Raw genomic sequence first — 12,534 nt, 5'->3', positions numbered from 1 at the left:
CCCGGCTGCTCGGCTTCGTCAGCACGCTGGTGCTGGTCCGGCTGCTGACGCCGGGGGGATTTCGGCCTGGTGGCGCTGGCCACCACCTTCGCCATAGCGCTGGAGGTGTGGCTGGCGATCGGGGTGGAGGACCAGATCGTCCGCGCCCGGGCGCCGACGCGCAGCCTCTATGACACCGCCTTCACCCTGAACCTGCTGCGCAGCCTGCTGATCGCGGCACTGGTCGCGGCATCGGCGGAGGCGGCGGCCGGGTTCTTCGGGGATGCGCGGCTCGCCGGCGTGCTCTACGTCCTCGCGGCCAGCACGGCGCTGGGCGGCCTTGGCAATGTCGGCTGCGCCGATTTCCGGCGGGACCTGGCCTTCGACAAGGAATTCCGCCTGCTGCTGCTGCCGCGGCTGGCCGGCATCGCCGCCACCATCTCGCTGGCTTTCCTGATGCACAGCCATTGGGCGCTGGTGGCGGGCATCGTGATCACGCGGCTCGTCGGCGTGCCGATGGGCTACATCATGCATCCCTACCGCCCGCGCCTCTCGCTGGGCGCCTGGCGGGAGCTTGCCGGGGTGTCCTTCTGGACCTGGGCCTTCGCGGTGAGCACGATGGTGCGGGACCGGATGGACAGCGTGGTGATCGGCCGCAGCCTCGGGCCGGCGCAGGTCGGCGTCTATTCGGCCGCCTGGGAGGTTGCGGCCCTGCCGAGTAGCGAATTGGTGGACCCGATCTGCCGTGCCTGCATGCCCGGCTTCGCCGCGGCGCTGCGCTCCGGCAGCGAGGGCGCGGAGCATTACCTGCGCATTATCGCCCTGACGGGCCTGCTCAGCCTGCCGGCGGGGGCCGGCATCTCGCTGGTGGCCGGGCCGGTGGTCGGGCTGGCTTTCGGGGCCGCCTGGCTGGAGGCGGTGCCGGTTGTCGCGGTGCTGGGCCTCGCCCTGACGACATCCCTCTTTGGCTTCATCAGCGCGGCGTTGCTGAACGCGCATACGAAGCTCCAGAGCATGGTCTGGATCGCGCTCGGGACGGCGGCGCTGCGGATCGTCCTGCTGGTTACCCTCACCCCCTGGCTCGGCCTGCTTGGCAGCGCGATCGCGATGGCGATCACGCTCGTGGCGGAGCAGGCGGTGCTGGTGGCCCGCGCCCTGCACCATCTCGGGCTGCGCCCGGCGCGGTTGCTCGCGCAGGTCTGGCGGCCGCTGGTGGCGGTGGTGGTGATGGCGGCGGGGCTGTGGTGGGCCGGGCTCGGCTGGGCGCCGGCGCCCCTTGCCGCGGCGGCCGCGACGCGGGCGCTGCTGGCCGGCGTGACGCTTGGCGCGCTGCTCTATTTCGCCGTGCTTGGCGCCCTCTGGGTGGCCTGTGGCCAGCCCGCAGGGGCCGAGCGGGACCTGCTGTCCCTGATGCATCGCCTGCTGGGCCGGCTCGCCGGCTGGCTGCGTCGCGGCACGCTCGCCTGCCGGGGCGGCTAGGGTGGGCGGAGAACCGTGCCGCCCCGGCCCGGCTGTCGCGGGCGATGCCGCAGGGAGCGTTGTTGCGCTAGACCCATATCGCCCTGACTGTGGTCAGGGCGATATGGGCCTGGCCTTTATTGAGCCAGCGATTCACGCCCTGGGCGTTTTCACCCAGGACGATCGCGGGCTACAGCGGCGTGCCGAATCGATGGTTCGGCACGCCGCTGTAGCCTGTTGTTTGGTGAGCAGATTCACGCCTCCGGGCGGTTCCGCCCTGCGGCGATCCGCTCTAAGCGGCGCCCTGGCGGCGGATCGCGCCCATCAGCCGCGCCACCAGCCCGGCGCCGGACCAGGCCGGCACCATCTCGGCCCAGAGCAGGGGCACCGTGGCATTGGCGAAGCTCAGCTTGTAGCGGTCCGCGCCGGCCAGGAAGTCATACTCGCGGTCGCCGGCTGCGAGGGCCTGCTCCACCGCCAGATGGTGGCAGGTGAGGCCGGGCTTGGCATGCGGGTCGGCGCCACTGTCGGCAAAGCCGCTCTGATAGGCGTAGATCCGGCCGCGCAGGCGGAAATTATAGAGGTAGCCGGCGGCCTCCCCGGCCGCGTCCAGGCGGAACAGGTCCACCTCCCCCCGCGCCAGCGCGCGCGCGACCAGGGCGCGGTGGAAGCGCCGCATGAAGGGGTTGCCGAAGGCGCCGGGCTTGCCGCGGCGGCGCCAGCTTTGCCCATGCAATTCGATGAGCGCGTCCAGCCATTCCAGCGCCTCGGCCTCGGTTGCCGCGCGGCGCAGCGCGACCCCGCCCTGTTCCGCATAGCGCCGGGCGGAACGGCGGAGCTGGTAGCGCGTATTCGCGCTCAGCCCGCCGAGATAGCCGCGCCCCGCCGCGCGCACCGCATCGAGCCGCACCACCGGCGCCAGGCGTTCCTGCAGCCGCAGCACCGTGCCGCCCGCCGCGCGCAGCACCTCGGGCGGCACGCCGCCCAGCCGGAGGCGGCGGATGCCGGGGTGGCGCCACGCAGCCTGCAACAGCGCGCCGAGCACCTGCGGCCCCGCATCGCGGGCGAGCAGCGGCGCGTTGTGCTCGATGAAGGGCGCGTCGAGCGCCGTGTCGCCGCTTTCGGTGAGGCAAAGCTGGCCGTGGCGGCGGTTGAACAGCGCCAGGCCCACCAGGCGGCCACGCTCCTCCGCCCGCAGCAGCACGGGGTCGGGATAGCGCTCCCCGGCGAGGCATCCCACCCAGGTCCAGGTCTGGAAGAAGGCGGGATCGGCGGCCTCCGCCTCGAGCTGGCGCCATGTGGCGGCCAGCGCGTCGAAGCATTCAACCCGCGCGAGGGCCACCTCCACCGTCATGGCCGGTACAAGACCACGCCACGGCTCGCGCGGGAAGGTGCCGGTGTCGAATCGGTGGTCGAAGCCTGCCGGACTACAGGCCCGGTGCCACAGGGCGCAGCCTGCCATCGTCCAGCGCCCGGCGGCACGACCCGTGGTCCTGCGCGGGCCGTGGCCTTCCGGCCAGTCCGGGCGAGGGCACCGTGAGTGCCGCAGGGACGATGCTGGCCTACCTCCAGGGAGGCCTGACCGCGCTGGCCCTGCCGCCGCTGCTGCTGGTGCTGGCCGGATTCGCGGGCGGCCTGCTGGCTTGGCGCGGCTGGCGACCGGGCGCCCTGCTGGCCGTGGTGGCCGCTGCCGGGCTGCTCCTGCTCGCCACGCCGCTTGCCGCCGGGCTGCTCCGGGCCACGCTGGAGCGGGAGGTGACGCCAGGCATTCCGGCGGGAGGCGTGCCATTGGGCGCCATCGTGGTGCTCGGCGCCGAGATGGTGCATGGCCGGGACGGGGGCGATGTTGGCCCCCTGACCCTGGAGCGGTTGCGCGCCGGGGCGGCCCTGCACCGCCGCACCGGGCTGCCGCTGCTGGTCACGGGCGGGCCGCTTTCGCCGGGGAGCGCGCCGATCGCCGTGCTCATGGCCCGGAGCCTCACCGCGGATTTCGGCGCCGCTCCCCGCTGGGTCGAGGCGCGGGCGCGCGACACCAGGGAGAACGCGGCTTTCAGCGCCGCGCTGCTGCGTGGCGAAGGGATCGGCGCCGCCTATCTCGTCACCCATGCCTGGCACCTGCCGCGCGCCCAGGCGGCCTTCGCCCGGCAGGGGCTGGCCACCGCGGCCGCCCCGGTGCGGCTCGACCGGGTGCCGGACGGGCGGCTCTCGGAATGGCTGCCGCGGGCCGACCATCTGGGGGAAAGCTGGTTCTTCCTGCGCGAATGGGTGGGGCGGCTGGTCTATGCGCTGCGTGACTAGTCCCGGCACCAGCTTGGGCGCCCGGCTGGTGCCGGTGCCGCGCACGGGCCTGCCGGCCTGGTGCGATCGCTTCCTGGCGCCGCCGGGCAGCGGGGATTTCTTCGCCGGCCGCGCCTTCCATGACACCACGCTGGCGCATGCCCTGCCGGATGAGGCGGAGCCCCTGGTCGCCGCCTGCGGCGAGGTGGCCCTGCTGCCGCTGCTCCGCACCGGCGGGCGGCTGCAAAACCTCGCCACGCCCTATACCCTGGCCTGGCGGCCGCTCTTAGCCGAGGGGGCGGATCCGGCGGCGTTGCGGCAGGCCGGGCACGGCTTCGGCCGGTTACTGCGCGGCGGCCCGCCGGCGCGGCTGGAGGCGCTGGACGCCGAGGCGCCGGGCCTCGACGCCTTCCTCGCCGGGCTCGGCGCCGCGGGGCTCGCGCTGCACCGCTACCGGCACTTCGGCAATTGGCATGAGGCGCTGCCGCCCGGCCTCGGCTGGGCGGCCTACCTCGCCGCCCGCCCGCCGGCGCTGCGCACCACCATCGGCCGCAAGCTCGCCCGCTGCGGCCGGGAGATGCACTTCGAGTTGCACACCGCCCCCGGCGCCGCGCTGGACGCCGGGATAGCAGCCTATGAGGATGTCCGGGCCCGAAGCTGGAAGCCGCACGAACCCTTTCCCGCCTTCGACGCCGCGCTGATGCGGGCGGCGGCGAGGCTTGGGATGCTCCGGCTCGGCCTGCTGCGGGGGCGGGGGGATGGCCGTCCGGCGGCGGCGCAATACTGGATCGCCGATGGCGGACGGGCCTGGCTGCTCAAGCTCGCGCATGCCGAGGAAAGCCGCGCCGCCTCCCCAGGCACCGCGCTTACCGCCATGATGATCCGCGGGCTGCTGGAGGAGGATGGGGTGCGGGAGCTGGATTTCGGGCGCGGCGACGACCCCTACAAGCAGCTCTGGGTCGGGCGGCGGCGGCAGCGGATCGGCCTGGTGGTCGCCGATCCCCGCCATCCCGCGGGGCTGCTGGCGGTGGCGCGGCAGGTGGCTGGGCGCGGGCGGCAGCGGCTGCTCGGCTGGCTCGGCCGCGGCGACGAAGCGGGGAGCGACCACCGGCCATGAGGATCCTCTACAGCCACCGCATCCAGTCGCATGACGGCCAGGGCGTGCATCTGGAGGCGCTGGTCGCCGCGCTGCGCGCCGCCGGGCATGAGGTGCGGGTGGTGGGCCCCGCCGGCTATGCGCGGGCCGGGCTCGGCGGCGAGAGCGGCACCGTCGCGCTGGTGCGGCGGCTGCTGCCCGGCTTCACGGCGGAGCTCGCGGAGCTGGCCTATAGCATCCCGGCCTGGCTGCGCCTCGCCCGCGCCGCGCGGGAATTCCGGCCGGATGTGCTGTATGAACGGGCCAACCTGTTCCACCTCGCCGGCGCGCTGCTTGCCCGCGGCCGCGGCCTGCCCTTCCTGCTGGAGGTGAACTCGCCGCTGGCCGAGGAGCGCGCCCGCTTCGGCAGGCTGCGGCTGCGCCGCCTGGCGCGGGCTGCCGAGCGCTTCGTCTGGCGCAGCGCCGATCGCGTGCTGCCGGTGACCGAGGTGCTGGCCGGCCATGTCGCGGCGGCGGGCGTGCCGCGGGAGCGGATCGAGGTGGTGCCGAACGGCATCGACTTCGACGACTTCCCCGCGCCGGCGGCAGATACCCCGGAGGAAGGCGCCGAACTGACCCTCGGCTTCGTCGGCTTCGTGCGCGACTGGCATGGGCTGGACGCGGTGATTCGCGAGATCGCGGCCTGGCAGGGACAGCCGCGCCTGGCCCTGCTGGTGGTGGGCGAGGGCCCGGCGCGGCCGGGGCTGGAGCGGTTGGCGGCGGAGCTTGGTGTCGCCGGGCGGGTGCGCTTCACCGGCCTGGCCGACCGGGCGGCGGTGCCCGGGCTGGTCGCCGGCTTCGATATCGCGCTGCAGCCCGCCGCCGTCGCCTATGCCTCGCCGCTCAAGGTTTTTGAATACATGGCGGCGGGCCGTGCCATCCTGGCACCGGACCAGCCCAACCTGCGCGAGGTGCTGGAGGATGGGCGCACCGCGCTGCTGTTTGATCCGGCCCTGCCCGGCGCGCTGTGGCAGGGCGTGCTGCGCCTCGCGGCCGATCCGGTGCTGCGGGCGCGGCTCGGCGCGGCGGCGCGGGCGGAGGTGCTGCGGCGGGACCTCACCTGGGCCGGCAATGCCCGCCGCGTCCTGGCCCTGGCGGAGGCTGAACTGGCCCGACGGCGGGCGGCGGATGGCCGGCTGGCGGCGCCGCCGGGCGCGGAACAGCCGGGCGGGGCGGGGTGATGCGGCAACCGGTTCCCATGCCTCCGGGCGGGCGCAGGGGGTCAGCGCACCTGCCCCGGCCCCTCCAGCGCCACCACAGGGCCGCGCAGCACATTGCCCTGGAGTTCGGCCGGCGTATCGCTCAGGTTGCGCAGGAAGACGGTGCGCCAGGGTTGCAGGTTGGTGAAGCGGTTGTCGAGCAGGCGCAGGCTCTGCGTCGGCTGGGTCACGCCCTCCGCGCCCACGATCACGGCGACGCCGGGATTGCCGGAGCGTGGGCCCTTGCGCATCTCGTTGCCTTGCAGCAGCAGGTCGCCGCCATTCGGCAGGTCCAGCAGGTAGCTGGCCATGCCCTCCGGCCCGTCCAGGATCAGGCTGTCCACCACCTCCGTCCGCGCCGCCCGCGACTTGATGTGGTGGCAGATCACCGTCGCCTCGAACCGGGAGCGGCGGATGGCGAGCAGCGCCAGCCGCCCGGCATAGAGCCCATGCGCGCAGGCATGCAGATGGGCGCCGTTGCCGATGAACTCGCTATCCTCCACCACCAGCGATGCCTCCGGCGGGCCGCCGGCCAGGATGCCGTTCTGGTTGCCGAGGAAGCGGCTGCGCAGGATGCGGAGGTCGCCGCCCTCGGCCCGGATGCCGGCGGCATTGCCCCCCGGGAAGGCGGCGCCCCGGAAGGTGAGGCCGACCACCGAGGCATCGCGTCCGGCGATCACGAACAGCGCCTTGCCGGCGCAGATCGGGCCGCTGATCTCGACCGCGCCCATTCCGGCCGCCTCGATGCTGAGCCCGGCGGCGCGCCAGATGGCGCAGTCCCGGTAGCGTCCCGGCGCGATCAGCACCCGGTCGCCGTCGCGCGCCACGGCCGCGGCGGCGCTCGGCACCCGGAAGGCCTGGCCGGGGCCGACCCGCAGGGTTTCGGCCATCGCCTGACCCGCGAGGCCAAGGCAGAGCAGCAGCGCCATGGTGGCGCGGAGGGCGGGGCGGTTCATGCGGGCATCCTCGATTCCGCCCCGGCGGGGAGGGCGGCATGAACATGCCCTCCGTGGCCAGGCCTGGTCCAGCGCCGGAGAGGCTTTCCGCCGGTGGCGCGGCGCCCCTGCTGCTGCATGTCTTCCCGAGCTTCGCCGTGGGCGGCGCGCAGGTGCGCTTCTGCGCCCTGGCGAACCGCTTCGGGCCGCGCTGGCGCCACGCCATCCTGGCGCTGGATGGCTGCGGCGAATGCGCGGCGCGGCTCGGGCCGGAGGTGCCCTTCGAGCTGCTGCCCTCGCCGGTCCGCCGGGGCGAGGGCCTGGCGCGCAGCCTGTGGCGGATTCATGCGCTGCTGCGCCGGCTGCGGCCGGATGTGCTGGTCACGAGCAATTGGGGCAGCATCGAATGGGCGCTGGCCAACCTGCTGCCACCGCGCCTCAGGCACCTGCATACCGAGGACGGATTCGGCCCCGAGGAAAGCGCCGGCCAATTGCCCCGCCGCGTCGCCATGCGCCGGCTGGCGCTGCGCTGGAGCACGGTGGTGCTGCCCTCGACCATCCTGCTGCGCGCCGCGCAGGAGGCCTGGCGCCTGCCCGCCGGCCGGCTGCGCTACATCCCGAACGGGCTCGACCTGCGCCGCTTCCGCCCGGAGGGGCCGGCGGCCAGGCTGCCGGTGCCGGGGGAGGGTCCGCTGATCGGCACCGTCGCGGCGCTGCGGCCGGAGAAGAATCTCGGGCGGCTGCTGCGCGCCGCGGCGCTGCTGCTGCGGGAGGGCACCGCGCTGCGCCTGCTGGTGATCGGCGATGGGCCGGAGCGGGCGGAGCTGGAAGCCCTGGCGCGGGAGCTTGGCATCGGCGGGTCCGTGCTCTTCGCCGGGCCTGTGGCGGACCCGGCGGCGGCCTATCGTGGGATGGACCTCTTCGCGCTTTCATCGGATACCGAGCAGATGCCCTTCTCGGTGCTGGAGGCGATGGCCAGCGGCCTGCCGGTGGCGGCCACCGAGGTCGGCGACCTGCGTGCCATGCTGGCGCCGGAGAACCTGGCGCATCTCGCGCCGCTCGACGAGGCCGGGCTGGCGGCGGCGCTGCGGCCGCTGCTCGGCGACGCGGCGCTGCGCGCACGGCTCGGCGCTGCCAACCGGGCGAAGGCGGAGCGGGACTACGACGAGGAGACGATGTTCCAGGCCTATGCCGCCCTGATCGAGGGTGGGGCCGGGGTGGTGGGCGAACCGCATCCGGATACGGCAATGAAGCGGATCCGAGGCTGACACGACATGGTCGATACCTTCTGCATCCTGTTCAGCACCATCGGGTGCCTGGTGGTGATTTTCCGGGCGGTTCTGCTGGACCGGTCGCTGCCCTGGTTTCTGCCTGAGAAGGCACCGGAGCCCAAGGCCGCAGCCGATGCTCAGGCCCCTAGAAGTGGCTGGCGGACGAATGCGGCGGCGGCCCGCCGGAAGGGTTCAGCGTGAGGATCGCGCCGCATGCTCCGTAGCCTCTACGTAGTTCTGGTCTATCTTGCCTTCCTGGCACTGGGAGTGGTGGCGCCCTTTGTATTCAGCCTGGGCTATGTCTGGGTGGATACGTTCAATCCACAGCGGATTGACTATATAATGCTGCCTCTATTCCCCGTCTCTCTCGTCATGGGCGCAGGCGCGGTTGGTGGGTACATCCTGCTGGACCGACGCTCGCCACCACCGATCAGCCTGTTCATGGTGCTGACCCTGGCATTGGCCATCTGGGTAACGCTGACGACGGCATTCTTGGCGGTAGCGCCCGATGCAGCATGGGCGAAGTGGGACTGGGCATCCAAGACTATTCTTTTTTCTGCTTTTTTTCCTTTCATATTTCGCTCCAGGATACAGATCGAGGCGTTCCTTCAGGTTTACATCTTTTCTCTCACAATTCATTTTGTATCCGCCGCAATAAAAACGATCTTCAGTGGCGGCGGTTATGGCCGGGTACTTTCAGTGGCCGCTACATCCGGCGATTATGGCTTGGCGGAAGGCAGCACGCTGGCAGCAGTTGCCTTGATGGTGGTGCCAATCATTTTCTTCCTGAGGGCACACACACGAATCCTCCCGAAGTCCATTCTGACGGACGCGCTTTACGCTGGGCTGGTGGCGGCCGCGATAATCGGCGCAATCGGTACCTACGCACGCACGGGACTAATAGGCATGGTCGTCGTTGGCGTTGCAATGTGGATACGAACCAGCAGGAAGATAACCTTTGGCATCATTGGTGCTGTTGCAGCGGCGGCGGTAATCTATCTGACATCAGACGCTTGGAATGAGCGGATTTCAACGATCCAGGACTACGACCAGGAAAGTTCTGCATTAGGCCGTATTCTTGCGTGGAAATGGACACTGCAATTCGTTGCAAGCAATCCCCTGGGTGGCGGCTTCGATGCCTACAGGATCAATCAGATTGTCTTCCCTGCCACTGAATTGCATCCGGAACCGCTGGTGGTCTACGGCAAGGCGTTCCACAGCATTTATTTTGAAGTGCTTGGCGAGCACGGGTGGATCGGACTGGGGCTGTTCCTTGGGCTCGTCGCCACGACCTTCCTCACCCAGCAGGTCGTCGTGCGCCGGACCCGGAAGGTGAAGGAACTGGAATGGTGCCGGGAACTCGCACTCGCATTGCAGGTCTCTCTCCTTACCATGCTCGCGTGCGGAGCGTTCATTGGTATCGCGTTCCAGCCGATGTTTTATTATCTGTTCGCCATTTCTTCATGTCTTGGGCTGCACGTGCGGCGAGCATTGAAAAGCATGGCAGAGTCAGAGGCGTCCGCGCGCGTGGCTCGCCCGGGTGCGCGGTGGATCGAGGCACCCTCGATACGGCGGCTTGCAGCGACGGCCGAGGGTGCTGTTAGAAGGAAGCCTGCCGGCAGGACATGGCGAGAGCAGCCTTAAGCATTTCGCGCCCCGCGGGAGCAACTTGGCTCGAACAGAGCAGGGTTCGGCGTATGCTTACCGAAGGTGAAAGCGCCAAGACCAGGGTCGTCCTGGCTGTTTCAGGCTGCATCGGCAGCGCCCATGGTCTCGGTGCCTTGAGCGCTCCAGCGATTTTGCCATCCCGCCCGGCCGCGTGCACTGCTATCGATACGTCGCATAATCAGGCAAAGCCAGGAGGCCGTCCATGCCCATGTCGCTCCAGCAATTCGCGCAGAAATGCCACGACGCCTTGAAGGCCAATCCCGGCGCCCCCCGGCCGCCAGCAGGTATCCGCCCTGGTGCGGGAGGCGCTGCAGGACCCGGAATTCATCGCCGCCCATATCCCGGAGGGCACGCCGGAGCGGAAGGTGCTCTACGAGGACCCGGAACTCGGCTTCGCCATCCTGGCGCATGCCTATACGGGCGCGAAGAGCAGCAAGCCGCACGACCACGGCCCCTCCTGGGCGATCTACGGCCAGGCCGCCGGCGAGACCATCATGACCGACTGGGACTGCCTGGAACGGCCGGCCGAGGGCAAGCCCGGCAAGGCGCGCCGGCTGCGCGACTATTCGCTCAAGCCGGGCGATGCCCATCTCTATGAGCCCGGCGTGCTGCACTCGCCGCGCCGCGACGGCGCGACCCGGCTGCTCCGCATCGAGGGCGTCAACATGGACCGAGTGACACGGCTGCCCTACGAGGCGGTCGAGGGCTGAGCCCTCCGGTGCGGGCCCGGCGGTGGGGGCTGCGGCCCTCCGCCGGCCGGGCCATTCAGCGCCCGCGCGTCGCGGCCCAAGCCTCGGCGATCCGGGCCAGCGGGTCCGGCGCGGCCGGTGCGTGGCCGCCGCCGGAGGGCACATCGCCCCAGCGCCGCACCGGGCCGCTGTCGAGATGCACGAAGCCGCGCCGGGCATAGATGCCGACCCCGCCGCGCGCCATCGCCAGCGCGGTCTCGCCGAACCCCACCAGCCGCTCCGCCGGGACATGCAGGTCGAGCGCGCCGGCCCGCAGGTGCTGGCTGTCGCCGGCGCCGTCCACCGCCGCATTGGTCGCGGCCGTGCGATAGCCGGACAGGATCGTGAACTCGCCCCGCAGCCGCGCCCGCTGCGCCACCTCCCACAGGATGTCGATCGCGCGCGGGTCGAAGGGATGCACCGCGCCGGTCCGGCTATCCGCCAGCACCACCGAAATCTCGGCCAGCGCGGCGGGGTCGGCGGCCCGGCCGTCATGATAGGTGCCGGAGAAGCGGGCGCCGGTGGCCGCGTGCCGCAACAGCAACTGGCGCGGCGCCGGCCCCGCCTGGCGGGCCGCCTGACGGCGTGGGGCGGCCTGGGCCGCATAAGGAGGGAAGGTGAGCACGGCCGGAGCCGCGGCACCCAGAAGCAGGATCCGGCGTCGCATCGCCGCTGGAGTTACGGCAGGGAGAGACATAGCGAAACCCCGCCTCACGCGATCGCGTGCGGGACGAGGCTCAATATCGGCACAGGTTCGCCCGATCCGAGCGGTGGATCCTGGCACTTCTACATATCGGCGATCAGTCAGTGCAGGTGCGTTGCTACTCCACCCGGGCGCCGATCCGGCGCACCACCGCGCCGAAGACTTCCCGCTCCCGCCGGATGCGGGCCGCGAAAGCCTCACCGGCCTCGAAACGCGGGGTAAGGCCCATCATCGCGGTTGCCGCGGCCACCTCCGGCGCCGCCATCGCCGCTTCGAAGGCGGTGGTGAGCCGCGTCAGGATCTCGGGTGGCAGGCCGGCCGGCGCGGCGATGCCGAACCAGGGCAGGGCCTGCGCCTGGGGGAGGCCAAGCTCGGCCAGCGTCGGCAGGTCCGGCAGCAGCGGGTTGCGGGTTTCGCCTATCGTGGCGAGGCCGATCAGCCTGCCCTCCCGGATCGCCGGGATCGCCACCGAATCGAACAGCAACTGCACGCGGCCGGCCAGCAGATCGGTCAACGAGGGCGCCGAGCCGCGATAGGGCACGTGCTCCAGCCGGATGCCGGTGGCCTCGGCGAAGATCTCGCCGCTGAGCTGGGTGATCGTGCCATTGCCGGCGGAGCCGAAGCGCAGCCGCCCCGGATTGGCCTTCGCATAGGCCACCAGCCCCGCGACGTCGCGGAAGGGCAGCCCGGGATGCGCCGCGATGACGCCATGCGCGACCGCGGTCATCGTCACCGGCGTGAAGGCCTGCGCTGGGTCGTAGGGCAGTGGCATGACATGCGGGCTGATGGTGAGCACGGCGGTGGGGAAGGCCAGCAGCGTGTAGCCGTCCGGCCGCGCCCGCGCGACATATTCGGCGCCGATGCTGCCGCCGGCCCCGGCCCGGTTCTCGATCAGCACGGGCTGGCCGAGGATCTCGGCGAGTTTCGGCGCCAGGGGCCGCACCGCCAGGTCGGAACTGCCGCCGGGCGGATAGGGCACGACCAGCGTGATCGGCCGCGTCGGCCAGGTTTGCTGCGCCCGGGCCGGGGCACCCAGCAGGCCCGCGGCGGCGGCCGCCAGGCTCCGGCGTGCCAGGGGACGTGCCAGGGGATATGCCATGGAATGGCGGTTCATGCGGGCCTCCCTCGATCTTGTTGCTTGGTGCCAGCATAGCGCGGCCATGCCGCATGGAAGGGTGCCA

General features: G+C 71.7%; 12 protein-coding genes. 8 read left to right on the top strand and 4 right to left on the bottom strand.

What is annotated here, in order from left to right:
* The first annotated feature begins 69 nt into the window (after positions 1-69).
* The gene (locus KSF81_RS24685; RefSeq protein ID WP_217381228.1) at positions 70-1,458 is read left to right on the top strand and encodes an oligosaccharide flippase family protein; all 1,389 of its coding nucleotides are present in this window, start codon (positions 70-72) and stop codon (positions 1,456-1,458) included.
* Between the two features lie 271 nt (positions 1,459-1,729).
* Here the strand turns inward: KSF81_RS24685 and KSF81_RS24680 are convergent, their stop codons facing one another.
* A complete protein-coding gene (locus tag KSF81_RS24680; protein WP_217381227.1) occupies positions 1,730-2,899 on the bottom strand; it encodes a GNAT family N-acetyltransferase in 1,170 nt (389 codons plus the stop codon).
* A 92-nt stretch (positions 2,900-2,991) separates the two neighbouring features.
* Between KSF81_RS24680 and KSF81_RS24675 the strand changes: the two genes are divergently transcribed.
* From KSF81_RS24675 to KSF81_RS24665, 3 genes are read left to right on the top strand one after another with little or no spacing between them, the layout of a single operon-like run.
* Entirely contained in the window at positions 2,992-3,735 is a 744-nt protein-coding gene (locus KSF81_RS24675) for a YdcF family protein (RefSeq protein WP_217381226.1), read from the top strand.
* On the top strand, positions 3,719-4,831 hold the full coding sequence (locus KSF81_RS24670; protein ID WP_217381225.1) for a GNAT family N-acetyltransferase: 1,113 nt from the start codon (positions 3,719-3,721) through the stop codon (positions 4,829-4,831). Before KSF81_RS24675 ends, KSF81_RS24670 begins: the two co-directional genes overlap by 17 nt.
* Positions 4,828-6,030: a glycosyltransferase family 4 protein gene (locus KSF81_RS24665; RefSeq protein ID WP_217381224.1), complete on the top strand. Its 1,203-nt coding sequence runs from the start codon at positions 4,828-4,830 to the stop codon at positions 6,028-6,030. The genes KSF81_RS24670 and KSF81_RS24665 overlap by 4 nt, the downstream gene beginning before the upstream one ends.
* Positions 6,031-6,071: 41 nt before the next feature.
* Here the strand turns inward: KSF81_RS24665 and KSF81_RS24660 are convergent, their stop codons facing one another.
* On the bottom strand, positions 6,072-7,004 hold the full coding sequence (locus tag KSF81_RS24660; RefSeq protein WP_217381223.1) for a hypothetical protein: 933 nt from the start codon (positions 7,002-7,004) through the stop codon (positions 6,072-6,074).
* A 38-nt stretch (positions 7,005-7,042) separates the two neighbouring features.
* Between KSF81_RS24660 and KSF81_RS24655 the strand changes: the two genes are divergently transcribed.
* The 4 genes from KSF81_RS24655 (at position 7,043) to KSF81_RS24640 (ending at position 10,632) form a co-directional block, all read left to right on the top strand.
* The gene (locus KSF81_RS24655; protein ID WP_217381222.1) at positions 7,043-8,251 is read left to right on the top strand and encodes a glycosyltransferase; all 1,209 of its coding nucleotides are present in this window, start codon (positions 7,043-7,045) and stop codon (positions 8,249-8,251) included.
* A 6-nt stretch (positions 8,252-8,257) separates the two neighbouring features.
* Positions 8,258-8,455 (top strand): hypothetical protein, encoded by a 198-nt coding sequence (locus KSF81_RS24650; protein ID WP_217381221.1) that lies wholly within the window; start codon positions 8,258-8,260, stop codon positions 8,453-8,455.
* A gap of 12 nt (positions 8,456-8,467) precedes the next feature.
* On the top strand, positions 8,468-9,898 hold the full coding sequence (locus KSF81_RS24645; RefSeq protein WP_217381220.1) for a putative O-glycosylation ligase, exosortase A system-associated: 1,431 nt from the start codon (positions 8,468-8,470) through the stop codon (positions 9,896-9,898).
* A gap of 320 nt (positions 9,899-10,218) precedes the next feature.
* Positions 10,219-10,632 carry a hypothetical protein gene (locus KSF81_RS24640; RefSeq protein ID WP_217381219.1) on the top strand — a complete coding sequence of 138 codons (414 nt, stop codon included), beginning with the start codon at positions 10,219-10,221 and terminating at the stop codon, positions 10,630-10,632.
* A gap of 55 nt (positions 10,633-10,687) precedes the next feature.
* Here the strand turns inward: KSF81_RS24640 and KSF81_RS24635 are convergent, their stop codons facing one another.
* The gene (locus KSF81_RS24635; RefSeq protein ID WP_217381218.1) at positions 10,688-11,275 is read right to left on the bottom strand and encodes a YcbK family protein; all 588 of its coding nucleotides are present in this window, start codon (positions 11,273-11,275) and stop codon (positions 10,688-10,690) included.
* Between the two features lie 196 nt (positions 11,276-11,471).
* Positions 11,472-12,467, bottom strand: coding sequence for a tripartite tricarboxylate transporter substrate binding protein (locus KSF81_RS24630; RefSeq protein ID WP_217381217.1), 996 nt, complete (start codon positions 12,465-12,467; stop codon positions 11,472-11,474).
* Between the last annotated feature and the right edge of the window lie 67 nt (positions 12,468-12,534).

It is taken from the genome of Siccirubricoccus sp. G192 (assembly GCF_019084075.1).
In the GTDB taxonomy this organism is placed as follows: domain Bacteria; phylum Pseudomonadota; class Alphaproteobacteria; order Acetobacterales; family Acetobacteraceae; genus G192.
This window is presented reverse-complemented; position numbering and strand designations above follow the sequence as displayed.